Consider the following 24,536-nt stretch of genomic DNA (forward strand, 5'->3'; position numbering starts at 1 on the left):
GAGCCGGACGGATGCCCGGAAGGGACAGGCACGGCATCACAGGGGATGACGGCACAGGCCGTCCCTCCTGCGGGCGCCTGTCCCGGCCGGGAAAGCGTCCTAGACTTTCTTGTACATGGCGCCGCTGTCCGCGGAGCTCACCATGCTGGCGTAACGGCGCAGCACGGGATAGGGGCATTCCTTCTGCGGCGGCACCAGCTCGGCGCGACGGCGGGCCAGTTCGGCTTCGTCCACCAGCAGGTCCAGCTTGCGGTTGGGGATGTCCACCAGGATGCGGTCGCCGTCACGCACCAGGGCGATGGGGCCACCGTTGGCGGCTTCGGGCGAGATGTGGCCGATGGCCGCACCGTTGGTACCGCCGGAGAAGCGGCCGTCGGTGAACAGGGCCACGTCCTTGCCCAGGCCCATGCCGGTGATGGCGGCGGTGGGGGACAGCATCTCGCGCATGCCGGGGCCGCCCTTGGGACCTTCGTAACGTACCACCACGCCGTCGCCGGGCTTGATCTTGCCGTCGAGGATGGCGTGCATGGCGTCTTCTTCACTTTCGAACACGCGGGCGGTCACTTCGCGGCGCATCATCTCGGGCGCCACGGCGGACTGCTTGACCACGGCGCCGTCAGGAGCCAGCGAGCCGCGCAGGATGGCGATGCCGCCTTCCTTGGAATAGGCGTTGTCGATGGTGTGGATCACGTCCGTATCCAGGATGCGGGCGTTGCGTTCCTTCAGGTTCTCGCCCACGGTCTTGCCGGTGACGGTCATGCAGTCCTTGCGGATCAGATTCAGCTTGTCCAGCTCGCTCATGACGGCCGGGATGCCGCCGGCGTTCTCCAGGTCCACCATGTAGTGGTGGCCGGCGGGGGAAAGCTTGCAGAGGTTGGGGCTCTTGCGGCTCACTTCGTCGAAGACGGACAGGTCGATGTCCAGACCGGCTTCATGGAAGATGGCGGGCAGGTGCAGGGTGGTGTTGGTGGAGCAGCCCAGGGCCATGTCCACGGCGATGGCATTTTCCACGGCGCCGCGGGTGACGATGTCGCGGGGACGGATGTTGCGCTTCACCAGATCCATGACGCGCATGCCGGCCTGCTTGGCCAGGCGCACACGGGCCGCATGCACGGCCGGGATGGTGCCGTTGCCGGGCAGGGCCACACCGATGGTCTCGGCCAGGCAGTTCATGGAGTTGGCCGTGAACATGCCCGCACAGGAACCGCAGCCGGGGCAGGCGCGTTCTTCCCACTGGGTCAGTTCTTCTTCGCTCATCTGGCCGTTGCGCACGCGGCCCACGCCCTCGAACAGGGTGATGAGGTCGCCCTGCTTGCCGGGGGTCAGGGTACCGGGCAGCATGGGACCGCCGGAGACCAGCACCGAGGGGATGTTCAGGCGCATCATGGCCATGAGCATGCCGGGCACGCATTTGTCGCAGTTGGGGATGAAGACCAGGGCGTCGAAGGCATGGGCGCGGGCCATGATCTCGATGGAGTCGGCGATGAACTCGCGCGAAGGCAGGGAGAAGCGCATGCCCTCATGGTTCATGGCGATGCCGTCGCACACGGCGATGGCGGGGAATTCCAGGGGGGTGCCGCCGGCCATGCGCACACCGGCCTTGACGGCCTCGGCCAGCTTGCCCAGGTGCAGGTGACCGGGCACCACTTCACTGGCGGCGTTGACCACGCCCACCAGAGGACGTTCCATTTCCTCGCGGGTCAGGCCCAGGGCATAAAGCAGGGAACGGTGAGGGGCCTTTTCCAGGCCGGATTTCATTTTTTTGCTGTTCTCTTCCATGACGGTATCCTTTGGACGTTTGTCAGCGGCCCGCGCGGCGGCAGAAGGCCGCAAAAGGATCGCGCGGGAATCTTGTGCATGGGCGTCACGGGGGCAGCGGCGCGGCAGCCCGCCGCATGGTGGCGTTGAGGGCGGGGCGGGACCGCCGGTAAGGCGGCCGCTCCCGGAGCGGCTGGGCCGCGTCCTCCGGTGCGCTGTTTGTGCGTGCGCTCAATGTTTTTTCATACGCAAAAAGCCGGAGGCCGTAAACACTTGTCCCCGGCAGGCAGCCGGTCCGCAGGGCACGCCACGCCCCATTCCCGGCTTGTGGCAGGCCGCAAAGTGGGCTAGGTTTTCCCGCATGGAAAACAGGACGAATCCCCCCTCCACGCCAAGTCTGGCGCGTCGCTATATATGCAAGCTGCTGGCCAACGTGGCTTCCGTGCCGGTCTATCTGGCCATGGAAGCCATCCTGCCCCGTGCCCTGGGCCCGGCCATGTACGGCAATTACAGTTTTGCCACCAACTTTTTCCAGCAGCTGTTCATGTTCCTGGACATGGGCACGTCCACCTGCTTCTACAATGCCCTGTCCCGGCGCCAGTCCGAAACGGGCCTCATCAGCTTTTACATGCGGCTCAGCCTGCTCATCGCCGTCATCAGCCTGCTCATCGCCGGCGCCATGCAGGTGCCCCTCGTCGGCAACTGGCTCATGCCCGACGTGCCCCTGTGGCTGGCCCCGCTGGCCGCCATCTGGGCCTTTTTGACCTGGTGGGGCCGCGTGCTCCGCTCCATGAACGATGCCGTGGGCGCCACCGTGCAGTCCGAGATGGTGCGCACCGTGGTCTCGCTCTCGGCCGTGTTCCTGCTCATCGGCCTGTTCCTGCTGGACTGGCTGAACATCTTCAGCCTTTTCGGCCAGCAGTACGCCATGCTGGGCGTCACGGCCCTGGGCTACTGGATCGTCACCCGGCGCCACTGGGAGCGCTGCTACGGCGGCCCGGACGCCACCTTCTGCCTGCGCCTGAGTGCCGACAGCAACAAGGCCTACTGTCAGGAGTTCTTCACCTACAGCCATCCGCTCTTCGTCCAGGCCCTGCTCATCTTCCTCATGGCCGCCGCGGAACGCTGGCTGTTGCAGTGGTTCGACGGCAGTGCCGAACAGGGCTATTTCGCCCTGGGCCACAAGGTCTGCCTGGCCTGTCTGATGTTCGTCTCGGCCATGACGCCGCTGGTCATGCGTGAGCTTTCCATCGCCTGGGGGCAGCGCGATCTCCAGCTCATGGGCCGCCTGGTCAATCGCTTCGCTCCCCTGATCTATGCCGTGGCCGCCTACTTCGCCTGCTTCAGCATGGCCGAGGGCCCGGCCCTGGTGCGCATCTTCGGGGGCGCGGAGTTCACCGCCGCCATCCTGCCCGTGCAGATCATGGCCCTCTACCCTCTGCACCAGTCCTATCTGCAGCTGGCCAGCTCCGTGTTCCATGCCTCGGGCCGTACCCGCGAACTGCGCAACCTCACCCTGCTGGAATGCGTCTACGGCATGACCACGGCCTGGTTCCTGCTGGCGCCCGAAGCTTACGGCGGCCTGCATCTGGGGGCCGTGGGCCTGTCCATCAAGACCATCGCCGTGCAGTGCGTGACCGTCAACATCTGCCTCTGGCGCGCCTCGCGCTTCGTGCCCATCCGGCTGCTGCCCATCATGCTGCACGAGATCTGGTGCGTGCTGGTGCTGGCCGCCGTGGCCTTTGCCTGCCGCGAGCTCACCCTTATGCTGGGCCTGGGCGGCATCGACTCCCTGCTGCGCTTCCTGATCTCCGGCGTCGTCTACACCCTGGCCGCCGCGCTCACGGCCCTGCTCATTCCCCAGCTGCTGGGCATGAGCCGCGCCGAGATGCGCGAAAAGATCCAGAAGCTGCGTGCCCGTCTGGGACGCTGATGACTACGCGACAGAAGAGAGGACAGGAGACGCTCCGGAACACCGGCCTCCGAAGATGAGGACACAGGCTGCGGCCCCTGTGGATAACGGACTGCCGGATTCCTGCCGGCAGCAGGTCGCAGCACGGAAAAACCAAGCCCGAACACAGTCCTGACAGGGCGGGCACCGGGAAAATCGGCAAGCCGGGGCTATCCCCCTTGCAATATTTCTGTCCCGGGACTAGTTTTTTGCTTCCGGCTGGGGGAGCCTGCGGGCTGAGAAAGGGTGCAAGGACCCTGACCCCTAGGGCCGCCGTGCGGCCCTGCACCTGATGCAGATAGTGCTGTCGAAGGGAAGCTGGCAACGTGCGCTCTTTTTGCGCCCAACGTGCCCGTTTCGCCCTCTTGCAAGGTGGACGGGTTTTTTTGTGGAGGCAGTATGCAACTCACCATCAATGGCGAAGCCTGTACCTGTGCCGAAGGCCTGACCGTGGCGGCCCTGCTGCGGGAGCGGGAACACGATGCCACCGCCGTGGTCGTGGAACACAACGGCCAGATCGTGCCCGCCGCGGACTTCGCGGCCACCGCCCTGAACGAGGGCGACGTGCTGGAGATCGTGCAGTTCGTGGGCGGCGGTTAGCCGCCGGCACGACGACGTTTTTTCTTCCTCTGCGCCCAGTGCGCACCGCGCGGCCCGGTCGGCCGCAGGAGACCATCATGAGCGATTTTCAGAACAACGATCCCCTCATCATCGGCGGCGTGGAACTGCAGAGCCGCCTGTTCATCGGTACCGGCAAATACAGCAATGACGCCCTTATCCCCGACGTCTGCGCCAGCAGCGGCGCGCAGGTGATCACCGTGGCCATGCGCCGCGTGGAAAAAGGCCAGCAGGGCATCGTGGGCCACATCCCCTCCCACATGCGTCTGCTGCCCAACACCTCCGGCGCCCGCACCGCCGAAGAGGCCGTGCGCCTGGCCCGTCTGGCCCGTGCCGCCGGTTGCGCCGACTGGATCAAGATCGAAGTCATCTCCGATACCCGCCACCTGCTGCCCGACGGCTACGAGACCGCCAAGGCCACCGAGATCCTGGCCAAGGAAGGCTTCACCGTGCTGCCCTACATCAACCCCGACCTCTATGTGGCCCGCGCCTGCGTGGATGCCGGTGCCGCCGCCGTCATGCCCCTGGGCGCGCCCATCGGCACCAACCGCGGCCTGCGCACCCGCGAGATGATCGGCATCCTCATCGAAGAGATCGACCTGCCCATCGTAGTGGACGCCGGTATCGGCCTGCCCTCCCATGCCTGCGAGGCCATGGAGATGGGCGCCGCCGCCTGCCTGGTGAACACCGGCATCGCCTCGTCCACCGATCCGGTGCTCATGGGCCGTGCCTTCCGTCAGGCTGTGGAAGCCGGTCGTGCCGCCTGGCTGGCCGGTCCCGGTGCCGTGCGTGCCTGCGGCGAAGGCGCCCAGGCCTCCTCTCCGCTGACGGGCTTCCTGCGCTAGGTCGGGGGCGGATATGGAAAACTTTCAGCAATATCTGGAAAACAACTGGCCGCGCGAACGCCGCAGCCAGATAGCCGCCGGCGCCACCGAAGACCAGGTGCGCGCCGTGCTGCGCAAGGACTACCTGCAGCCCGCCGACTTCCTGACCCTGCTCTCGCCCGCGGCCGCGCCCCTGCTGGAGCAGATGGCCCAGCGCGCCCATGAGCTGACCCTGCGCTACTTCGGCCGGGCCGTGAACCTGTTCACGCCGCTCTACGTGTCGGACTACTGCACCAACCAGTGCCGTTACTGCGGCTTCAACGCCAACAACAAGCAGCCGCGCCGCCACCTGAGCCCCGAAGAGGCCTACGACGAAGCCAAGGCCATCGCGGACATGGGCCTGCAGCACATCCTGCTGCTCACCGGCGATGCCCGCAAGCTCTCCTCGCCCGAGTACATCGCGGAGGTCGCCCGCCGCATCAAGCCCCTGTTCGCCAGCGTGGGCATCGAAGTCTACTCCATGACCGAGGACGAATACCGCCTCATGGTGGAAAGCGGCGTGGACAGCATGACCATGTTCCAGGAGACCTACAATCCCGAGCTCTACGACTGGCTGCATCCGGTGGGCCCCAAGAAGGACTACGCCTTCCGCCTCAACGCCCCCGAACGCGCCGCCCGCGCGGGCATGCGCTCCCTGGGCCTGGGCGCCCTGCTGGGCCTGGACGAATTCGAACAGGACGCCTTCGCCACCGGCCTGCACGCCTGGTGGCTGCTGCGCCATTATCCCGGCGTGGACGTGGGCCTGTCCATCCCCCGCATCTGCTCGCACGAGGGCAGCTTCGACATCCCGCACGCCCTCGATGACCGCCGCTTCGTGCAGTATGTGACGGCCCTGCGCTGCTTCCTGCCGCGCTCGTCCATCACCTGCTCCAGCCGCGAGAGCGCCTTCATGCGTGACCACCTGATCCCGCTGGGCGTGACCCGCGTCTCGGCCGGTGTGTCCACCGCCGTGGGCGGCCGCAAGACCCATGCCGACAACAGCGGCCAGTTCGACATCACCGACCACCGCAGCGTGGAACAGATGATCGCCGACCTGACCAGGAACGGCTATCAGGCCGTCATCAAGGACTGGGAAGACCCCACCCTGACCCACGCCTAGACTGAGTGTTGTTGAGGGGAGGGGGGCCCCTCCCCTCAAACTCCCCTCCCTCTCCCCAGCGCGCTTTATTCGGGAGGGACGTCTTTCCGGCGGAAAGACGTCCCTCCTTTTCATACGGGGGCGGGACAGTCCACCTTTTCATGAGGGGCCGGGTTCGCCCGTTGTGGCCGGGTCCCTGTCCATTCCGTGGATGCGGCCCGGAAAGGGCTGTTTCAGGATGAAGTTTGGACGCATCCATCCGTAAACCGTTTTTCAGGGAGTCTGCCATGAGTGAGAACGTGTTGCGTCAGGGCCTGACGCGCTATCTTTACCCGGCCCGGCTGGAGGCCCTGCGGGCCGCCCGGGTGGGTGTGGCCGGTGCGGGCGGTCTGGGGTCCAATGCCGTCCTGATGCTGGCCCGCAGCGGTGTGGAGCATTTCCTGCTCATCGACGATGACGTGGTGGACGCGTCCAACCTCAACCGGCAGCAATTCTGGCCCCGGCATCTGGGCCGCCCCAAGGTGGAAGCCCTGGCCGAACTGGTGCGGGAGCTGAACCCCGACGCCCAGGTGGAGACCTGCCGCCTGCGTATCGACGCCGCCAACGTGGACGAACTGGTGGCCCGCTGCCCCCTGTGGCTGGAGGCCCTGGACGGCGCGGCGGACAAGCGCCTGCTGGTGGAAAAGGTCATGCTCTCGGGCCGCCGCATCGCCAGTGCATCGGGCATGGGCGGCTTTGGCGGCAAGCCCATGCAAAAACGCGTGCTGGGCAATCTGGTGCTGGTGGGCGACTTCGAGACCGACATCCTTGAATATCCGCCCCTGGCCCCGCGCGTGACCGAGGCCGCGGCCCTGCTGGCCGACGCCATGCTGGAATTCATCCTCACCGGCGTGGAATAGAACTTTTCTGAGAGGCGCCTCCCCCTTGATGCCTTGCGCCTGACGCTGCCCGGCAAGGAAGACGTGCCCATGCCCACAGCTGCCTTCCGCCGCTACGAACAAAGGAATGGCCCGCCCCTTTTCTCTATGTCCTCCATAACGCCAGGATGCCCCTTGTCGGCACCTGCCCAGAGCTATGACGAACGTACGGCCCCGGACTGTATGACAGTCCGGGGCCGTACGTTCTGATAAAGCGCGCTGGGGAGGGGGTGGGGAGCTTGAGGGGAGGGGGGACCTCCTCTCGCGCCAGCAGAGGGGTCCCTCCTCCCCTCAAAATACGGCCCGCAGGGCCGTGCCCGTTAGCGACGAAGGAGCGTTACGGGCATCGACAGCAGAGATGAGGGGGCCCCCCTCCCCTCAATAAAACTACATCCCGGCCAGCAGCTGGATGGCGGCCAGATGTTCCAGTTCTTCGCTGAGGGTAAGGGCCTGGCCCAGACAGGGGGCCGAAGCACACAGGCCGTGGCGGATCATCCACACGGCCTCGAAATCGCGGGCGGCCTGTCCCACGGCCTCGGCCAGCTCGCGGGTGCCGGGCTCGAAGGCCGGGGCGTAGCCCAGCCGGGCCCGCCAGACGCCGGACTCGAAGACCGGCAGTTTCAAAAAGCGTTCCTGCCAGTCTGCCCGGCTCTCCAGTTTCAGGGCCAGGGCCAGCAGCTGCCGGGGATGCGTGTGCAGGATAGCCCCGCACTGGGGCCGGGCCGCGTAAACTTCCAGATGCATGAGGCCCTCGCTGGACGAAGGCCCGCCGTACAGGGTGGCGCCGCTCCGGGCATCCAGCACGCACAGGTCCTGAAGCGTCAGGCGCCCCTTGGCCGCGCCGCTGCGGGTAATGACGATGCGTTCGCCTTCGGGGCTCTGCCAGCGGCAGCTGGCGTTACCGTTGCAGCCGGCCAGCATGCCGCCGTGCCAGGCTTCGCGGCAGACTTCGGCCAGCTCCCGGACGATGGACGACGGCAGCTCGGCCAGGGCGATGTCCCGGCCCTGACGCTGGTGGAAACAAGGAAAGGGCATGGCTAGGCCTCCGCAGATACGGCAAAATGGTCAAAGCCCTGGAGTGCGTCCAGCGGCTCGTTGTTGCAGGTCAGTTCCCCGTCATCGGTGACGGTGCCGATGCTCATGAAGCCGGGGATGGCCGCATGCAGGATGGGCAGCATGTCCGGGGCGCAGGAACCCAGCAGGGCGTAATCCTCGCCGCCCAGCAGGGCCTCGTGCACGGGATTGAGCCCGTTCTCGCGGGCATGGCGCACCACTTCGGGATGGAGCATGCCCTGCGGCAGCAGGATGGCCGCGCCCAGGCCGCTGTCCGTGGCGGTGCCCGTGTCGCCTTCGCGCCGGGCCCGGCTCTCGCCGGTGCGGCCCAGCAGGCGGGGCAGATCGCGCATGATGCCGTCGGAAAGATCCATCAGTGCCGGGGGCCGGGCATTGGCGCCCGCGCGGGCCAGCATGAGCCCGGCATCCACCTGCGGCACGGGCAAAAGATGCGCGGCGCAGGCAGCGGGCCAGTGATCCAGCGCGGCCCGGCCTTCCTTTTCCAGCACCTGCAGGCCCACGCGGGCCAGGCCCGGACGGCCCACCACGAACAGGCTGTCCCCGGGCATGGAGCCGCCCCGCACGAGGAAGTCCCCGCCCGTGTAGGACTCGCCCCAGATGGTGATGCTCACATGCAGGAAGGGGCTGCGGGACAAGTCACCGCCCGCCAGGGCCAAACGCTGTTCCTGCGCCAGAGCGGCCATGCCGGAGAAAAAGCGGTCGAGCCACAGCGCATCCACGTCATCGGGCAGGCCCAGGGCCAGGGTAAAGGCCAGCGGACGGCCACCGCAGGCGGCAATATCGCTCACATTGACGGCCAGGGCCTTGTGGCCGATCTCCTCGGGCGTGAAATAGGAGCGCCGGAAGTGGACATCCTCCAGAAAAAGGTCGCTGCTCACGCACAGGGGCGTGCCGGCCTTGAGCACGGCGCAGTCATCGCCCCTGCCCAGCAGCAGGGAAGGATGCGTGGCCGGGAAATGCCGGGCCAGACAGGCAAGGATGCTGTCTTCAGAAGCGCGCGAAGGCTGGGACATATCAGTCCTCCAGTTGCAGATAGTCGGCCAGGATGACCTTGATCCCGAAACCGGCAAAACTCACCTGTACTTTGTTCGGGGGCATGAGGCCGAGGATCTTGCCCCGGCCGAAGATCTTGTGGCGACAGAAGCAGGGACGTTTGCCCGCGGCCACGGCCCCGGCGGCCGCCAGCACCGAACCTCCGGCAGCGTCCCCGGCGGAAGCGGCAGGCGCAGCAGACGGACGCCCCCCCGCAGTGCCTCCCGGCCGTTCGTCCGGGGGCAGCTGGCAGTCATCGGCATCCTGCAGGGAGCGGGTGGCGGCCAGACGCTGGGCCGGGCTGAGCCCGGCAGGGGCGGCAAGGCCCGTATGACGGCCGCGGCCAAAGCCCGCGCCGGGGCCGGACGGGGCCGGACGGCCGCCGAAGGGATCGGCGAACATGCCGCCGCGCGCCCGTTTGCTCAGGCCGCCGCCGTAACTTTCCACCCACTCCTCGGTCAGCCCGGCGGGCAGCTCGCGCACGAAGGGGCTCTGGGCCACATGCTGTGTGCCCTGCTCGGCCTTGCTGTAGATGGTGGCCGGCGAATACAGGTCCAGCTCCTGCCGGGCGCGGGTGCAGGCCACGTACATCAGGCGGCGTTCTTCTTCGAAATCTTCGGGCCGCGCCAGAGCATGGCGCGAGGGGAAGCGGTCCTCCACCAGGTCGATGATCAGCACGGCGTTCCACTCCAGGCCCTTGGCCGAGTGCACCGTGGAGAGGGTGATGCGGCCCTCGTTGTCCTCGTCTTCCTCGTCGGGGGAATCCAGGGCCAGATCGGCCAGGAACAGGTCCAGATCATTGTAGCCCGAGGCCATCTGCAGAATCTCTTCCAGTCCCTGCTGGCGGCGGGGCCAGTCTTCGGGATAGCGGCTCTCCAGCACGGGGCGGTAATGGTCCACGATGAGCTCCAGCGCCGTCACCGGATGCAGCGGACGGGCGCGCATCTCGGCGATGAAGCGCAGGTCCTCGCGGAAGGAGGGGAAGCGGGCACAGGCCTTGTCCAGGGCCGGGCCGTCGGCGCTCTGGGCCACGTTGTAGAGCTTGAGCACGGTCTTGGGGCCGATGCCCTCGTGCAGCTCGGCCACGCGCGAGAAGGCGGGCATGTCCAGCGGGTTGAGCAGCAGGCGGGCGTAGGCCATGACGTCCTTGACGTGGGCCGCCTCGGTATAGCGCAGGCCGCCGTACTTGCGGAAGGCGATGCCCGCCTGGTTGAGGGCCATTTCCAGATGGTAGGAATGGAACCCCGCCCGGAAGAGCACGGCGATCTCGTGCGGCAGGTGCCGGGTCAGCAGATCCTCGATGCGGCGCACCACCAGCTTGGCCTGGCTCATGTCGCTGAGGGGCGTCACCAGGCGCACCGGCGCGCCGCCCTCCTTGCGGGTAAACAGTTTTTTGCGGAAGGATTCCGTGGCGTTTTCCAGCAGGTTGTTGGCCACGTCCAGGATGGGCTTGGTGGAGCGGTAGTTCTCCTCCAGCCGGATGATACGCGCCCCGGGGAAAAGCTTGGGAAAATCGAGGATATTGCGCACGTTGGCGCCACGGAAGGCATAGATGGACTGGGCCTCGTCGCCCACGGCCATGACGTTGCCCGGCGGCATGCCTTCGCCCTCCGGCCCGGCCAGCAGACGCACGATGCGGGCCTGTACCAGGTTGGTGTCCTGATATTCGTCCACCAAAATGTGCGTGTAGCGGCGGCGCAGGTTCTCGGCCGCGCGCTCGTTGGTGCGCAGCAGATGCTCCAGCTCGAACAGCAGGTCGTCGTAGTCCAGCAGGCCCTTTTCCTTGCGGTAGGCATCGTAGGCCTCGCCCAGCTGCATCAGCGGCTCGGCATAAGGCAGCAGGTGGAAGGCCTCGCGCTGCAGGACCTCGTCCAGACGCATCTCCTTGTTCCGGGCCTTGCTCAAAAAGCCCACGATGGCCTGGGTGCGCGGGAAGGAGCGGTCGCCCTTGCCCAGCCGGAGGTCGTCCTTGCAGGCCTTGACCGCCGCGTTGATGTCCGCGCTGTCCATGACCGTGAAGGGGCGGTCCTCCAGCCAGTCGGGACGGTAACGGCGCAGCACGCCGAAAGCGAAGGAGTGGAAGGTGCCGCCCTGCACCAGGCTCAGGGCATGGTCGGACAGGGCCGCGGCCCGCTGCAACATCTCCTGCGCCGCCTTGCGGGTGAAGGTGAGCAGCAGCATGGATTCCGGCGGGATGCCGTGATCCGCCAGCCAGGACAGGCGGTAGGTGATGGTGCGGGTCTTGCCGGAACCGGCGCCGGCCACTACCAGGACCGGCCCGTCGCCGCAGGTGGCGGCCTCGTATTGGGCGCTGTTGAGCGCGTGCGCGTAATCAATCATCGTTACAGATTAGCATAAAGGCGCTGGGCAGGCCAGAGGAGCCCACAGGGCCATCCCGCCCGGAGGGGACCGCTGTGGGCCATCCCTCCACAGGCTCCGGCCCTCGCGCATCCTTCCCCTATCCGGTCTCCCTTTCAGTAAAAAAAGGAAAATCCCTCCACCAGTTGACGCCGCCGGACGGGAATCGTAAAGTAGCTTGAAATTTTTTGCACAAAGGATTTTCCATGCCTACGCCTCAAGAAGAATTCCAGAATGCCGTCCTGCGCATCCTGGAAACCGTGATGTTCGAGAACTGGATCCGTTTCTATTTCCTCACTGAAAAGCTGGATGCGCCTGTGGAAGAAGGCGCGGAAAAGCCCCTGTTCGTGGCCATCCCCGAGCAGGGCATGCAGCGCATCAAGGAGCTGTACCCCGATCTGCTGCCCCTGGCCGAGAGCCTGAACGGCAAGGAGATCAGCTTTGCCCTGTCGCAGCAGGCCGTCTGTTCCTTCGTCATGGAACACCTGGACGGCAAGGTCATGCCCCAGCGCATGGCCGAGACCGTGTTCGACAGCACCACCTTCCAGACCCGCATGCAGCTGTTCAACGCCTGGGTGCAGATGCACGAGAACCAGCTGGACCAGAACTTTATGGAGTTCGGCAGCTGGCGTGAACTGTTCGCCCAGTGGTGTTCCACGGACCAGGTGAAGGAACTGGCCACCCGCATGGCCGCGCCGCGCACCGAAGGTAACGGCACCACCCACTAGTCATGGCAGATCCTGCGGCCGCCTCCGGGGCGGCAAGCCTCTTTCGCGCCGGGACGGTCCTGCGACCGCCCCGGCCTTCGCTTCTGGACGCCGTGGCGCACAGCGCCGTGCTCCGGGCCCTGGCGGCCTGGCGCGACAACGGCGGCGGGCAGCCCCCCCTGCTGCTGGACGGTACGGCCGGCAACGGCCACGACTGCCTCTTCCTGGCCCGTCAGGCCCCGGCGGGCAGCCTGCTGCTGGCCCTGGACATCCAGGAGGCCGCCCTGCAGGCCAGCCGGGCACGACTGGAGCAGGCAGGCCTGGCGACGCGCTGCTGTCCCTCGGCAGCGGCGGCCTGCGCCCTGTCCCCCCTCCCTTCCGAGACGGCGGACATCCGTCTCGTCCTCCATTCCCATGCGGCCCTGCCGGAGCTGCTGGACGCCCTGTCCGAAGCGGACAGGCAACGCCCCCTGCTGGCGGGCATCTTCAATTTCGGCTACCTGCCGGGCACGGACAAGCGCTGCACCACCACGGCGTCGGGCAGTCTGACGGCCGTGGATGCCCTGCTGGAGCGGCTGGCCCCGCAGGGCTGCCTGAGCCTGCACTGCTATACCGGCCATGAAGGCGGCGCCGCCGAAGAGGCCGCCCTTGCCCAAAGACTGGCCCGTCTGGAGCCGCGGCGCTGGCGTGTGCTGCACTGCCGGGACGCCAACCGGGAGACCCACGGCGAAAGTATTTTGCTGGCCGAACGCCTGCCGGTGCGGCAGCGCTGATCCGCAGACAGGAAGAGGCCCGGAAGGGGCTTTTTTTACAGGATTTTCCTGTCAGAAAAAGTTTGAAAAAATATTTCATGAACTATTTCATAACATAAAAATAGTTATTAAATTCAATAAATTAAAAGAAATTTTCTTTACCGAAAAAAAGCGAAAATAGCCCCCTTTTTATCTCTAACCTATTGCATTTTCATCATTGCCAGCATAATCTTAGCGTTAAGGATGTATTTGTGTCGCCTGTCCTCGGGCAGGGGCCGGACGGACCGACGGCACGCTTTTCTAGTAGAAGGGAGAGAAAGATGGCTTGGACTCAGGTTTACGAACCTCTGGGAGGCATCGGCCTGTCGGCACTGGCGGCATCCGTACCGCTGATCATTCTGTTCTACATGCTGGCTTTCCGGCAGGCGAAAGGTCATATCGCCGCCGTGGCCGGTCTGGTGGGCGCCCTGCTGGTGGCCATCCTGGTCTGGAAAATGCCGGTAGGCCTGGCAGTCAACTCCGTGGCACTGGGGGCCTGCTTCGGCCTGTTCCCCATCGTCTGGATCGTCATCACGGCCGTGTGGGTCTACAACATGACCGTGGAATCCGGTGAGTTCGAGATCATCAAAGACTCCCTGGCCCGCCTGACGGACGACCGTCGTCTGCAGGCCCTGTTCATCGCCTTCGCCTTCTCCTGCTTCATCGAAGGCACCGCCGGTTTCGGTACCCCCGTGGCCATCGCCGCCGCCATGCTGGTGGGCCTGGGCTTCACCCCGCTGTGGGGCGCCGGTATCGCCCTGATCGCCAACACCGCCCCCGTGGCCTTCGGCGCCATCGGTGTGCCGCTGATCGTGGCCGCCCAGGTGTCCGGCCTTGACCAGATGACCGTCTCCGCCATTGCCGGTCGTCAGCTGCCCCTGCTGTCCCTGATCGTGCCCCTGTGGGTCTGCGTGGTCATGTGCGGCTTCAAGCGTTCCATGGAAGTGCTGCCCGCCATCATCGTGGCCGGTGTGGCCTTTGGTGGCGCCCAGTTCCTGCTGGCCAACTTCCACGGCCCGACCCTGCCCGACATCGGCTCCGCCATCGCCACCATCGTGGCCCTGATGCTGCTGCTCAAGGTCTGGCAGCCCAAGAGCATCTTCCGCTTCGAAGGCGAAGCTCCCTCCAACCTGGAAGGCCAGGGTTACCCCCTGTCCGTCGTGCTGCGCGCCTGGGCCCCGTACCTGGTGCTGGCCGTGTTCGTGTTCTTCTGGGGCCTGGGCTCCTTCAAGGCCATCCTCAACGGCCTGCCCGGCACCGTGTTCAACATCTCCTGGCCCGGCCTGGATGGCGAAGTCATGAAGACCGCCCCCATCGTGCAGGCTGACGCCGTGTACGGCGCCAAGTTCACCTTCAACTGGCTGTCCGCTGGCGGTACCGCCATCCTGCTGTCCGGTCTGGTGTCCGTGCCCTTCATGCCCAAGTACGGTTACGGCAAGGCCATCGCCTGCTTCATGCGCACCCTGAAGCAGCTGACCTTCCCCATCCTGACCATCGCCATGATCCTGGGCCTGGCTTACCTGATGAACTACTCCGGCATGAGCTCCACCCTGGGTCTGGCCTTCACCCACACCGGCTGGCTGTTCCCCTTCTTCTCTCCCCTGCTGGGCTGGCTGGGCGTGTTCCTGACCGGTTCCGACACGTCCTCCTGCGCCCTGTTCGGCGGCATGCAGAAGGACACCGCCCTGGCCGTGGGCATGCGCCCCGAACTGGCCGTGGCCTCCAACGCCTCTGGTGGTGTGACCGCCAAGATGATCTCGCCCCAGTCCCTGTCCGTGGCTACCGCCGCCACCAACAATGCCGGTCAGGAAGGCAAGCTCTTCCGCTTCACCATCGGTCACAGCATCGGCATGACCCTGGTGCTCTGCGTGCTGGCCTACCTGCAGGCTGGTCCCCTTTCCTGGATGCTGCCCTAACAGGTACAGCGCAGGCCTGAGGGCCTGACAAAACAACGTCGGCAAGGGCCCCGGTCTTCCGGGGCCCTTTTCCTGTGTCTGGCCGCCTTCTGCCGCGATGAGCTCCCTGCTGCCGTTCGGCGGCTATGGCAGCTCTGCCCGGACAGCGGCCCAGACCGCTTCCGCAAGCGCCTTTCCCGCCCGCACGCCTCTCCCAAAACACGGCCGATGCAGGAACAAAATCCCTGAACCGGCAAGGCGGTGCTGCCGCGCCCGAAGCCAGCTTTTTTGACCGCTCCCGCTTTTTTCTTGCAGCGGCCCCGCTCCCCATAGTATGGGAGGCAGGACGGCGTGCCCCCAGGGTCCGACCTGCCCGGAAAGGGCAAAAAAACGCCTGGAAAGCACCGCAGCCGGCGGCCATACCGGACCGCCGCTGCCCTGACCGGCCACCCCCTGGAAAGGGGGGTGTGCAATATTTTTGTCCCCCCGTATGGCTCCGGCAGGGCTTATGTAAAAAAAATTAAACGGCCTTTTTGCCCATAAAGAATTATAAAAACAATAAAAACAGTAAGATAGAAAAATATTCCTCGCTGAAAATTTTGGCACGCCTTATGCAGTAAGCTAAGTACCTTCCTTTCTTACTGACAGTTCAACCTAAACGGCCTGCCCCCCCAGCAGGCCGTTTTTCTGTCTGGAGACACGAGCATGTCCAGCCCCGTCACCGTCTGTCATCAGGAATTCGACGAAAGCCATTTCCTGGCCTCGGAATACGAACCGGCCCAGCCGGAACAGGCCGCCTTCCACATCATCCCCGTCCCGCTGGAGCAAAGCGTCTCCTACGGGGGCGGCACCGCCCACGGCCCGGCCGCCATCCTTTCCGCCTCGCAGCAGCTGGAGGCCTGGGACGGCATCAGCGCCCCGGGAGAAGCGGGCCTGTACACCGCCCCTGCCGTGGACTGTGATGCCCCCATCGAGACCGTGCTGGACCGCATCGAGGCCGCCACGGTCCACGCCCTGCGCTGCAAGGCCCTGCCCGTCATCCTGGGCGGCGAGCATACCGTGAGCCTGGGCGCCCTGCGTGCCCTGGCCGCCGAGGCCGCGCGTACGGGCGAACCCTTTGGCGTGGTGCAGTTCGATGCCCATGCGGACCTGCGTTCCCAGTATGAAGGCTCCATCTATTCCCACGCCAGCGTCATGCACCGGGCCGTGGCCGACCTTGGCCTGCCGCTGGCCCAGTTCGCCATGCGCGACTTCTGCCGCGAAGAAGTGGAGGTGCGCCGCCAGTACAATGTCTTGCACTATGATGCCGACGTCCTCTTCCGCCAGGGCCTGCCGGAACAGCCTCTGCCCGCGGACTTTCCCCGCCGCCTCTACATCACCTTCGACGTGGACGGTCTGGATGCCTCGCTGATGCCCGCCACGGGCACGCCTTCGCCCGGCGGCCTGTTCTGGCATCAGGCCCTGCTGCTCATCGAGCGCTGCCTGCAGGGCCGCAGCATGGTCGGCATGGACGTGGTGGAGCTGGCTCCCCTGCCGGGCCTGCACCATGCGGACTTCACCGCCGCCAAACTCACCCACGCCCTCATGGGCTTTGCCCAGCGCGCCGGGCTGCCCCGCAAGGCATAACGGCCGGGGCCTCCTGCTTTGGAGGAAGAAAGGCTATCCCGCATCCTGCCGCGATGTCCGTCGGGTCCCTATCGCCAACGGCGCTGATTTTTAGGGCCCCTCATCGTTCCGGCGATTCCGTTGTCGATGCCCGTAGCTTCCTGTGTCGCAACGGGCACGGCCTGCGGCTGCCATCCGGTCGCTGCCGGTGCGAGAGGGCTTTCCCCTCAAACTCCCCTTCACCAGCCTGCTTTTCCTGCCTGTGTCCCGAAACGGGGCACAGGCTTTTTTTGCTTCGTCCATCCTCGCACAGGCGAGCTGTTTCTGAGGTCCTATTCGCTGCGGCCCTGTTCCGATACGGCAGGCTGCCTCGCCCTGCGGCACGTTCTGCGTGCATGCCCGCGCCTTCTTGTGGCCCGTCCGGACACAACCATTGCATCCCCCTCAGGCCCCGGCTACCATGCCCTGTCTCCCGGCCCGTCCGGCGACAGGGCACACCACAGGCCCGTTGCCCCAAAAACGGAGCCTGTCACAAGCAACCAGATAAACGTGTCTGGGAGGGATGGAGCTGGCCGGATGCTGGTCCGCAGGACCGCAGCCATCAGGAACGGCGATACTCCGAAAAAAGGGACAAGGGGTTCAGCAAGCTCTTTCCCCCGCCTGCCCTCCCGCAAGGAAACGCCATGAATTTCTTTGAAAGCCCCTTCAAGGGCATCCCTCTGGACCAGCAGATCCGCAATCCCAACATCCGTGCGGGCCGTTACAGCTATTACTCCGGCTATTACCACGGCCACAGCTTCGACGACTGCGCCCGCTATCTGAGCCCGGAACGCGACGACGTGGACAAGCTCATCATCGGTTCCTTCTGTTCCATCGGCAGCGGCGCCAGCTTCATCATGGCGGGCAATCAGGGCCATCGCATGGACTGGATCGCCACCTTCCCCTTTTTCTATATGCCGGAAGAGGCGGGCTTCCGGGATGCCGTGGACGGCTTCGTCCGCGCCGGAGACACCGTGGTGGGCAACGACGTCTGGATCGGTACGGAAGCCATGATCATGCCCGGTGTGCACATTGGTGACGGCGCTGTCATCGCCGCGCGCGCCGTAGTGACCGCGGACGTGGAACCCTATACCGTGGTGGCCGGCATGCCCGCCCGTGAGCTGCGCCGACGCTTCAGCCCGGAACGGATCGCCATGCTGCTGGAGATGCGCTGGTGGGACTGGCCGCTGGAACGTATCAACGCGGCCATGCCCCTGCTCTGCTCCGGCCAGGTGGAACGGCTCCACGAGTTCTGGCGCAACAGTCGGGAGAGGGAACAGGACTAAGGCTGCCGCCTGCCGCTCTTGCAGGATGCCTGCCCGGACAAACAGTCTTCTCCTTGTCCGGGCAGACGCCGCAGGCCCTGGCTTCCGGCCGGAGAGCACAGATGCGACGGGAAGCCCCCTGCAGCCCTGCGCCTTGATGACATTTTTGTGACGTCATCGCTATCCCGGCTTTTTTGCTGGACTTCTATTCCTATCTGTGCCATAGGAAACGGGCCGTCGAACTGACGGTCATGTCACGCAAGGAGTTCCCATGTCATCTGACAGTCCCCTCCCTCCCAGTATCCAGGTATCTGTCCCGTCACGCTGATCGCCTGCCTTGCGTCCACCTTCCCGCAGGCAGCACCAGCCCTGCGAGGAGGTCTTCATGTCCCGTTCCCGTATTTTTCTGCCGTCTGTCTTCCAGCACGGCCCCGTCCGTGACCGGATCATCTTCCGGACACGCCGTCATGTCCTGCATCCTTCCCGCTCGTCCATCCCCGTCATGGGTCGGACGTCCGTGATGCGCCCTGTCTGCTGACAGGCCACCACGTCCCCTTTGCCGTATCCTGCCGGGCCCTGCCCTGCGGGATGGCCTTCCGTCATCGTTCATCTTTGCCTGCGGCGTCAGGCCTGCAGGCAACCAGCCTGCGGCACGGCCTGCACACGTCCTGTACCGGTACGCAACGGCACGACCTGCCGTCATGCCGCGCGTCTGCCCTGACGTCCGCAGGAAGGCTTTATCACGAATACCCCCAACCAAAGGAGCCGACGTATGGACAGTCACCCTGCCCCCCTCCCGTCGTCCGTGATCGCGCCTGCCTTCGCACGCGCCTGCCCCCAGCATTCCAACCTTGGGGAGGTCTGTCATGATCCTCAAAAAACCACAGCAGGCCCGCCGGGTCGCCTCTGGCGTCACCGTCCATGACCTGAACCTGATCCATTCCGTCCCCCGGACGCATAACGGCTTTCTCCTCTTCCGTGCCCGGCCGCATGACCCCGGATCGCAGGCGGCCTTCGGGCGGCCTCTGCCGTCCTCCTGCTGCCGTCCCCATCCCGCACGCTGAAGAAAAAAAGGAGAAAGACCATGATCCGTGAAGATCTGCTGCGCACCGTGCGCGACCTGTCCGCCCGCCACGACACCAAAGCCTTTGCCGAACTGGTGGAGAGCGTCCACCCCTCCGACATGGCCGAGGCCCTGGAGACCCTGAAGAGCCGTGACGTGGCCCGCCTGCTGCCCTGCCTGAAGGCCGGGACGCTGGCCGAAGTATTCGTGTATTTTTCCGAAGAGCGCCAGAGCCGCCTGCTGCAGGAACTGCCCCGCGAGACCGTGGTGGCCCTGTTCGAAGGCATGGCCGCCGACGAGCGCGTGGACCTGTTCCACGATCTGGACGAGGCCGCCCGCCAGCGCCTGCTGCCCGCCCTGGCCCACGGCGAACGTGAAGACATCCTGCGCCTGGCCTCCTACGCCGAAGGCAGCGTGGGTTCGGTGACCACCTCGGATTATGTGTCCGTGCTGCCGGACATGAGCGTGGCCCAGGCCCTGGCCCATGTGCGGGCCACCGCCGCCGACAAGGAGACCATCTACGTCATCTATGTGCAGGATAAGGAAGGGCATCTGTGCGGCACCCTTTCCCTGCGCGAGCTGCTGCTGGCCGATGACTCCCTGACCATCAGGAACATCATGCGCCGCGATCCCGTGTTCGCACGAGCCCAGTGGCCCCGGAGCAAGGCCTCCGAGCTCATCGGCCGCTATGACCTGCTGGCCCTGCCCGTCATCAACGGCGGGGAAAAGATGGTCGGCATCGTCACCGTGGACGACGCCATGGACATCGAAAAGCAGGAAGACGCCACCCAGCTGGCCCGCTTTGGCGGTACGGTGACCACCGACGGCACCGACCTGGACATCCTGGAATCTCCCTTCCGCAAGATGTTCAGCGTGCGCGTGTTCTGGCTGGTGCTGCTGACCCTGTTCGGCGTCGTCACCAGCACCTTCGTGGCCGCGCAGGAAGAGATCCTGTCACAGGTCATCGTGCTGGCGGCCTTCATCGCGCCCATCGTGGACATGGGCGGCAATGCGGGCAGCCAGTCGGCCACCCTCGTCATCCGGGCCATGGCGCTGGGCGATGTGAGCCTGCGCTGGCAGGACGTCTGGCGCGTCGTCCGGCGCGAACTGCCCGTAGCCGCCGCCCTGGGCCTGGTGGTGGCCGGTATGGAGACCGTGCTTGCCTGGTTCTCCAAAGGCATCGACCTGGACGTGCTGCTGGTGGTGGGCCTGAGCATGCTGGTCTGCACCGTGCTGGGCGGCATCATCGGGGTGCTCCTGCCCTTCGTGGCCCGGCGCATCGGTACGGACCCGGCCACCCTGTCCTCACCCCTCATCACCTCCATCATGGATCTGGTGGGCGTATTCATCTACTTCGCCTTCGCCTACGCCTTCCTGGGCGATCTGCTGCAGCAGGCGGGCTAAGAAGGATCCGGTGACGCCCAACGGGGAGCAGGCCTCGGCTGTGCTCTGTTGATCTCCCGGCGTTGCCGCAGATGCCGCAAGCGTCCTCGTCTCCCTCCAGATACCCTTGCGGACTGCCCGGCGACGGCCCTGGGACAAGGGCCCTTCCAGACTCCCCCGGTGCATTGTATCCGGCCATGCATGGCCGCCACCGAGGCCACAAAAAAAGCCCCCTCATTGGAGGGGGCTTTTTTACAGCTCGTCATCAGGAGGCCCCGGGGCCTCCCGCAAAAACTAGTCCTGACGGAACAGAGGCGTGGACATGTAACGTTCACCGGTATCGCAGGCGAAAGTCACGATGTTCTTGCCCTGCATCTCGGGACGGGCGGCCACGCTGAGGGCGGCCAGCACGTTGGCGCCGGTGGAGATGCCCGCGCACACGCCCTGCAGACGCATCAGGCGGCGTGCCGTGGCCATGGCCTCCGCCGTGGGCACCTGGATGATCTCGTCCAGCAGGCTACGGTCCAGGATGGAGGGCACGAAATTGGCCCCGATGCCCTGGATGCCGTGCTGTCCGGCCTGTCCGCCGGAAAGGACGGGGGATTCCGCCGGTTCCACGGCCATGACCTTGAAGCCGGGGATGTTCTCCTTGAGGAAGCGGCCCGTACCCGTGATGGACGAACCGGACCCCACACCGGCCACCAGCACGTCCATATGGCCCACGCTGTCGGCAAGGATTTCGGGGCCGGTGGTGAGGTAATGGGCCTCCACGGCCAGCGGGTTGGAGAACTGCCCGAACAGCAGGCCGTTGCGCTCTTCCGCCAGTTTTTCCGCGACCTTGATGGCCCCCTTCATGCCTTCGGCGGCCGGGGTCAGCACCAGTTCCGCGCCCAGGGCATGCAGCAGGTTGCGGCGCTCCACGCTCATGGAATCGGGCATGGTCAGCACGCAGTGCAGGCCCCGCACGGCGGCCACCAGGGCGATGCCGATGCCCAGGTTGCCGCTGGTGGCTTCCACAATGGTACCGCCGGCTTCGATATCGCCCCACTCCATGGTCTTGTCGATCACATGGAAGGCCACGCGATCCTTGATGGATCCCCCGGGATTGCGGTTTTCGAGCTTGAGCCAGACCGTACCCGGCAGATCTGCGCCGAGAGCGTTCAGACGCAGCAAAGGTGTTCTGCCGATGCTTTGCAGAATATTGGTGAGCATGCTGTATCCTTGCTAAAAGTCAGGGAATAAAAAGAAGAACATCAGTATATGCCAGCCGGGCCGGTTTTGCAAATCGGCACCAGGCCTGACAAGGGACGCAGCTTGACAGCTTTCATGATGCCCCGTACCGTTTTTTATAACAGGTACCGTCCATCCCTAGCTCCAAAGGAGGATACATCATGAAGCTGTTCCGTATGTTCCTTGTATCGCTGGCCCTGAGCCTGATCTTTGCCGGTGCGGCCCTGGCCAAGGCTGATGTGACCGAACTGTATGCAGAGGCCCTCATGACCGGTGATGTGGAGTCCCTGGACAAGCTCCTGGCCCCCAATTACTGGCATGTCAGCGCCAACGGCCATATCCAGGACAAGGAACACTTCCTGGCGAGCCTTAAGGAAAGGAAGCTGGTCATCGACCGTATCCGCCTCAGCAACATGCGCAGCACCGTCATGGGTGACGTGACCCTGGTCACGGCCAACGGCGAGCTCAAGGGCTCGGCCACGCCCCCCCTGCCCCAGGGCCTGATGCGCTATACCATGGTCCTGAACAAGGTCGGCAAGGAGACCAAGATCGTCCTCTTCCAGGCCACGCCCGTGGTCCCCTCGCAGGATTGCCGCGACGGCAACTGCGCCATCCGCTGATCCTTTCCCGAATTCGACGTTTCAAGGCTGCCTGCAGGCAGCCTTTTTTTATGCCCAGGGGCAGCGGTACCGCCCTGCCCAGGCGCCTTGCCTGCGGGCCTCCACGATCTTTCCCGGCCGGGGCAAGGCCCGGGGAGCGTCGCCCTTTTTCCCTGCAAGCAGTGCCGCTGAGGCCGCAGGCATGAAAAAAGGGCCGCCTCCTGCGGAGACGGCCCTTGAATATCGCGTAGCGACAGGACGTTACTTCTTGACGGCCATGATCACGTTGGTGGCCTTGACGATGGCGGTCACCTTGCTGCCTTCGGCCAGGCCCAGCTTGTTGATGCTGCCCATGGTGATGATGGAGGTCATTTCGCCGTCAGCACCCAGGTCCACCACCACTTCGCCGTTGACGGCGCCGGGGGTCACGCTCTTCACGGTACCGCAGAACTGGTTGCGGGTGGAGAGGATGTACTGGTCGGCATCGTTCATCAGGATGACCATGCTGGCCTTGACCAGGGCGCAGGCTTCCTTGCCTTCGACCAGGCCCAGACGTTCGGTGCTGGCCTTGGTGATGGAGGCCACCAGTTTGGTGCCGGAAGGCATGGTCAGTTCGATCTCGTCATTGACGGCGCCGGGACGCACGGAGCTGATGGTGCCCCAGAAAGTATTGCGAGCGCTGGTTTCCATATTTTTTCTCCTTATGTCGGTGGGAGGTTGAGTACTTACGCAAGGGGGATATACGCACAAGGAAAGGGCCTGTAAAGGGCACGGAAACGTCCCCGAATGAAAATTCACGCTTTTGAGCAGCTAATTTTCAGGAAAATTTACCAGTTAAGAAAAAATAAATTATTTCATCATGTTTAAAAAAGACAATCACGATTGATTTCAACAAAATAGTGACTTTTACGTCATTAAATCGTGATATAGTGCATCTTGCCCGGCGGAATCACGGCATTTCTTCCTCGCGCCTGACAGGGGGGGACGGACACCTCTCCCGGCCAGACCTTTTTGCCGCCGTCGCACCGGGACGCTCCCCGGTCAGGGCACAAAAAAAGAAGGGGTCCGAAGACCCCTTCCTTCAAACGCAGCGGAGATGCCGGCCTACAGTTCGGGCGGCAGTTCCTTGAGCTGGGCCATGGTGAACACCGGGCCGTCCACGCAGACATAGTGGCTGCCGATGTTGCAGCGGCCACAGATGCCGATGCCGCACTTCATGCGCTTTTCCAGCGTGGTCACGATGTTCTCGGGCTGGAAGCCCAGTTTTTCCAGGGCCTGCAGGGTGAACTTGATCATGATCGGCGGGCCGCAGAGCACGGCCACGCAGTTGTCCGGGCTGGGGTTCAGCTCGGTCAGCACGTTGGGGATCAGACCCACCTTGTGCGGCCAGCCTTCGTAGGGATTGTCGATGCAGAGCGTGCAATCCAGGTCGGGGTTGGCCAGCCAGCCGTCCAGCTCGTAGCTGAAGGCCATGTCGCGCGGCGAACGGGCGCCGTAGAGCAGGCTCACCTTGCCGTAGTCGGCCTTGTGCTCCAGCACGTGCAGCATGATGGTACGGATGGGGGCCATGCCGATACCGCCGCCCACGAAGAAGATGTTCTTCCCCTTCCAGTCATTGTAAGGGAAGAAGTTGCCCAGGGGGGCGCGCACGCCCACCTTGTCGCCGGGGCTCAGGCGATGGATGGCGGAGGTCACTTCACCGGCCTGCATGACGGAGAACTGCAGGTACTCCTTCTGCGAAGGCGGGGTGTTGATGACGAAGGTGGATTCACCGGCGCCGAACACCGAGAGCTGGCCCACCTGGCCGGGCTCATAGGTGAAGTTGGCCATCTGCTCGGGATCGTCCAGGACCACGCGCAGGGTCTTGATGTTGCCGGTTTCCTGGATGGTCTCCACCACCGTGGCCAGCATGGGCTTGTAGGGGTTGCCCGCCTGCTGGGGACGGGGCGTGATCTCGCGCAGCATGCCGCCGTCGGCACGGGGCTTGAGGACGGCAGGCTTGGCGGCCGGCTTGGCTTCCGCCGCGGGGGCGGGAGCTTCGGCGGGCTTTTCTTCAGCCTTGGGGGCTTCTTCCGCAGGAGCTTCGGCGGGCTTGGCAGCGGCCTTGCTCTTGCGGGGACGGGCGGGTTTTTCTTCAGCCACGGCGGGAGCCTGGGCGGGTTCGGCCACGGCGGGGGCTTCGGCCTTCACGGCTTCGGCCGGCACCGGGCTTTCCTTGACCACGGGCGCATGGCTTTCCTTCAGCACGGGGCTGTCCGTGCCGCGCACGGCCACTTCCGCGGCTTCTGC

The 24,536-nt window shown here is 65.0% G+C and carries 20 protein-coding genes; 13 read left to right on the forward strand and 7 right to left on the reverse strand.

The features are described from left to right. Nucleotides 1–99: 99 nt before the first annotated feature. Nucleotides 100–1,779 (reverse strand): dihydroxy-acid dehydratase, encoded by a 1,680-nt coding sequence (ilvD, locus tag ACQRBR_RS07585; RefSeq protein ID WP_321127446.1) that lies wholly within the window; start codon nt 1,777–1,779, stop codon nt 100–102. A gap of 340 nt (nt 1,780–2,119) precedes the next feature. Between ilvD and ACQRBR_RS07590 the strand changes: the two genes are divergently transcribed. From ACQRBR_RS07590 to thiF, 5 genes are all read left to right on the forward strand, one after another. Then, complete coding sequence (locus ACQRBR_RS07590) at nt 2,120–3,691, forward strand: lipopolysaccharide biosynthesis protein (protein ID WP_427812692.1); 1,572 nt, start codon at nt 2,120–2,122, stop codon at nt 3,689–3,691. Nucleotides 3,692–4,108: 417 nt separating this feature from the next. Then, nucleotides 4,109–4,309, forward strand: a complete 201-nt coding sequence (gene thiS, locus ACQRBR_RS07595; RefSeq protein ID WP_168934698.1) for a sulfur carrier protein ThiS — start codon at nt 4,109–4,111, stop codon at nt 4,307–4,309. 77 nt (nt 4,310–4,386) lie between these two features. Further along, nucleotides 4,387–5,172, forward strand: coding sequence for a thiazole synthase (locus ACQRBR_RS07600; protein WP_427812693.1), 786 nt, complete (start codon nt 4,387–4,389; stop codon nt 5,170–5,172). Nucleotides 5,173–5,185: 13 nt separating this feature from the next. Continuing rightward, on the forward strand, nt 5,186–6,310 hold the full coding sequence (thiH, locus tag ACQRBR_RS07605) for a 2-iminoacetate synthase ThiH (RefSeq protein WP_303879732.1): 1,125 nt from the start codon (nt 5,186–5,188) through the stop codon (nt 6,308–6,310). Between the two features lie 266 nt (nt 6,311–6,576). Continuing rightward, complete coding sequence (gene thiF, locus ACQRBR_RS07610) at nt 6,577–7,188, forward strand: sulfur carrier protein ThiS adenylyltransferase ThiF (RefSeq protein WP_427812694.1); 612 nt, start codon at nt 6,577–6,579, stop codon at nt 7,186–7,188. A 405-nt stretch (nt 7,189–7,593) separates the two neighbouring features. Here the strand turns inward: thiF and ACQRBR_RS07615 are convergent, their stop codons facing one another. The 3 genes from ACQRBR_RS07615 to ACQRBR_RS07625 are packed head-to-tail and all read right to left on the reverse strand — an operon-like array spanning nt 7,594 to nt 11,652. Continuing rightward, nucleotides 7,594–8,241, reverse strand: a complete 648-nt coding sequence (locus ACQRBR_RS07615; RefSeq protein WP_427812695.1) for a class II aldolase/adducin family protein — start codon at nt 8,239–8,241, stop codon at nt 7,594–7,596. 2 nt (nt 8,242–8,243) lie between these two features. Then, nucleotides 8,244–9,293 (reverse strand): thiamine-phosphate kinase, encoded by a 1,050-nt coding sequence (gene thiL, locus ACQRBR_RS07620; protein WP_303879720.1) that lies wholly within the window; start codon nt 9,291–9,293, stop codon nt 8,244–8,246. Nucleotide 9,294: 1 nt separating this feature from the next. Beyond that, nucleotides 9,295–11,652: an ATP-dependent helicase gene (locus tag ACQRBR_RS07625; protein WP_427812696.1), complete on the reverse strand. Its 2,358-nt coding sequence runs from the start codon at nt 11,650–11,652 to the stop codon at nt 9,295–9,297. 224 nt (nt 11,653–11,876) lie between these two features. On the opposite strand from ACQRBR_RS07625, the gene ACQRBR_RS07630 reads away from it, so the two are divergent. The 7 genes from ACQRBR_RS07630 to mgtE all read left to right on the forward strand — a co-directional run bounded on the left by ACQRBR_RS07630 (nt 11,877) and on the right by mgtE (nt 20,439). After that, nucleotides 11,877–12,398, forward strand: a complete 522-nt coding sequence (locus ACQRBR_RS07630) for a hypothetical protein (protein ID WP_006008630.1) — start codon at nt 11,877–11,879, stop codon at nt 12,396–12,398. A 2-nt stretch (nt 12,399–12,400) separates the two neighbouring features. Then, nucleotides 12,401–13,150 carry a class I SAM-dependent methyltransferase gene (locus tag ACQRBR_RS07635; RefSeq protein ID WP_427812697.1) on the forward strand — a complete coding sequence of 250 codons (750 nt, stop codon included), beginning with the start codon at nt 12,401–12,403 and terminating at the stop codon, nt 13,148–13,150. A gap of 299 nt (nt 13,151–13,449) precedes the next feature. Continuing rightward, the gene (locus ACQRBR_RS07640; protein ID WP_303879696.1) at nt 13,450–15,084 is read left to right on the forward strand and encodes an L-lactate permease; all 1,635 of its coding nucleotides are present in this window, start codon (nt 13,450–13,452) and stop codon (nt 15,082–15,084) included. Between the two features lie 684 nt (nt 15,085–15,768). Further along, nucleotides 15,769–16,689, forward strand: coding sequence for an agmatinase (speB, locus tag ACQRBR_RS07645; protein WP_427812698.1), 921 nt, complete (start codon nt 15,769–15,771; stop codon nt 16,687–16,689). Nucleotides 16,690–17,351: 662 nt separating this feature from the next. After that, nucleotides 17,352–17,993 carry a type B chloramphenicol O-acetyltransferase gene (gene catB, locus ACQRBR_RS07650; RefSeq protein WP_427812699.1) on the forward strand — a complete coding sequence of 214 codons (642 nt, stop codon included), beginning with the start codon at nt 17,352–17,354 and terminating at the stop codon, nt 17,991–17,993. Nucleotides 17,994–18,357: 364 nt separating this feature from the next. Beyond that, nucleotides 18,358–18,510, forward strand: a complete 153-nt coding sequence (locus ACQRBR_RS07655) for a hypothetical protein (RefSeq protein WP_427812700.1) — start codon at nt 18,358–18,360, stop codon at nt 18,508–18,510. A 546-nt stretch (nt 18,511–19,056) separates the two neighbouring features. Continuing rightward, nucleotides 19,057–20,439, forward strand: a complete 1,383-nt coding sequence (gene mgtE / locus ACQRBR_RS07660; RefSeq protein WP_427812701.1) for a magnesium transporter — start codon at nt 19,057–19,059, stop codon at nt 20,437–20,439. 273 nt (nt 20,440–20,712) lie between these two features. On the opposite strand, the gene cysK is transcribed toward mgtE, so the two are convergent. Beyond that, nucleotides 20,713–21,630 carry a cysteine synthase A gene (cysK, locus tag ACQRBR_RS07665; protein ID WP_006008613.1) on the reverse strand — a complete coding sequence of 306 codons (918 nt, stop codon included), beginning with the start codon at nt 21,628–21,630 and terminating at the stop codon, nt 20,713–20,715. Between the two features lie 179 nt (nt 21,631–21,809). On the opposite strand from cysK, the gene ACQRBR_RS07670 reads away from it, so the two are divergent. Continuing rightward, entirely contained in the window at nt 21,810–22,268 is a 459-nt protein-coding gene (locus tag ACQRBR_RS07670; RefSeq protein ID WP_168934710.1) for a nuclear transport factor 2 family protein, read from the forward strand. A 240-nt stretch (nt 22,269–22,508) separates the two neighbouring features. Here the strand turns inward: ACQRBR_RS07670 and ACQRBR_RS07675 are convergent, their stop codons facing one another. Both ACQRBR_RS07675 and ACQRBR_RS07680 read right to left on the reverse strand, forming a co-directional pair. Continuing rightward, entirely contained in the window at nt 22,509–22,937 is a 429-nt protein-coding gene (locus ACQRBR_RS07675; RefSeq protein ID WP_303879644.1) for a TOBE domain-containing protein, read from the reverse strand. 414 nt (nt 22,938–23,351) lie between these two features. Beyond that, nucleotides 23,352–24,212 carry an FAD/NAD(P)-binding protein gene (locus ACQRBR_RS07680; protein WP_050760339.1) on the reverse strand — a complete coding sequence of 287 codons (861 nt, stop codon included), beginning with the start codon at nt 24,210–24,212 and terminating at the stop codon, nt 23,352–23,354. Nucleotides 24,213–24,536 lie beyond the last annotated feature (324 nt).

The sequence above is a fragment of the Desulfovibrio sp. SGI.133 genome (genome assembly GCF_050313955.1).
Taxonomy (GTDB): Bacteria; Desulfobacterota; Desulfovibrionia; order Desulfovibrionales; family Desulfovibrionaceae; genus Desulfovibrio.

Coding starts and splice junctions, on each gene's coding strand:
- ilvD (WP_321127446.1), bottom strand. CDS start 1,779: ATGGAAGAGAACAGCAAAAAAATGAAATCCGGCCTGGAAAAGGCCCCT.
- ACQRBR_RS07590 (WP_427812692.1), top strand. CDS start 2,120: ATGGAAAACAGGACGAATCCCCCCTCCACGCCAAGTCTGGCGCGTCGC.
- thiS (WP_168934698.1), top strand. CDS start 4,109: ATGCAACTCACCATCAATGGCGAAGCCTGTACCTGTGCCGAAGGCCTG.
- ACQRBR_RS07600 (WP_427812693.1), top strand. CDS start 4,387: ATGAGCGATTTTCAGAACAACGATCCCCTCATCATCGGCGGCGTGGAA.
- thiH (WP_303879732.1), top strand. CDS start 5,186: ATGGAAAACTTTCAGCAATATCTGGAAAACAACTGGCCGCGCGAACGC.
- thiF (WP_427812694.1), top strand. CDS start 6,577: ATGAGTGAGAACGTGTTGCGTCAGGGCCTGACGCGCTATCTTTACCCG.
- ACQRBR_RS07615 (WP_427812695.1), bottom strand. CDS start 8,241: ATGCCCTTTCCTTGTTTCCACCAGCGTCAGGGCCGGGACATCGCCCTG.
- thiL (WP_303879720.1), bottom strand. CDS start 9,293: ATGTCCCAGCCTTCGCGCGCTTCTGAAGACAGCATCCTTGCCTGTCTG.
- ACQRBR_RS07625 (WP_427812696.1), bottom strand. CDS start 11,652: ATGATTGATTACGCGCACGCGCTCAACAGCGCCCAATACGAGGCCGCC.
- ACQRBR_RS07630 (WP_006008630.1), top strand. CDS start 11,877: ATGCCTACGCCTCAAGAAGAATTCCAGAATGCCGTCCTGCGCATCCTG.
- ACQRBR_RS07635 (WP_427812697.1), top strand. CDS start 12,401: ATGGCAGATCCTGCGGCCGCCTCCGGGGCGGCAAGCCTCTTTCGCGCC.
- ACQRBR_RS07640 (WP_303879696.1), top strand. CDS start 13,450: ATGGCTTGGACTCAGGTTTACGAACCTCTGGGAGGCATCGGCCTGTCG.
- speB (WP_427812698.1), top strand. CDS start 15,769: ATGTCCAGCCCCGTCACCGTCTGTCATCAGGAATTCGACGAAAGCCAT.
- catB (WP_427812699.1), top strand. CDS start 17,352: ATGAATTTCTTTGAAAGCCCCTTCAAGGGCATCCCTCTGGACCAGCAG.
- ACQRBR_RS07655 (WP_427812700.1), top strand. CDS start 18,358: ATGTCCCGTTCCCGTATTTTTCTGCCGTCTGTCTTCCAGCACGGCCCC.
- mgtE (WP_427812701.1), top strand. CDS start 19,057: ATGATCCGTGAAGATCTGCTGCGCACCGTGCGCGACCTGTCCGCCCGC.
- cysK (WP_006008613.1), bottom strand. CDS start 21,630: ATGCTCACCAATATTCTGCAAAGCATCGGCAGAACACCTTTGCTGCGT.
- ACQRBR_RS07670 (WP_168934710.1), top strand. CDS start 21,810: ATGAAGCTGTTCCGTATGTTCCTTGTATCGCTGGCCCTGAGCCTGATC.
- ACQRBR_RS07675 (WP_303879644.1), bottom strand. CDS start 22,937: ATGGAAACCAGCGCTCGCAATACTTTCTGGGGCACCATCAGCTCCGTG.
- ACQRBR_RS07680 (WP_050760339.1), bottom strand. CDS start 24,212: ATGCTGCGCGAGATCACGCCCCGTCCCCAGCAGGCGGGCAACCCCTAC.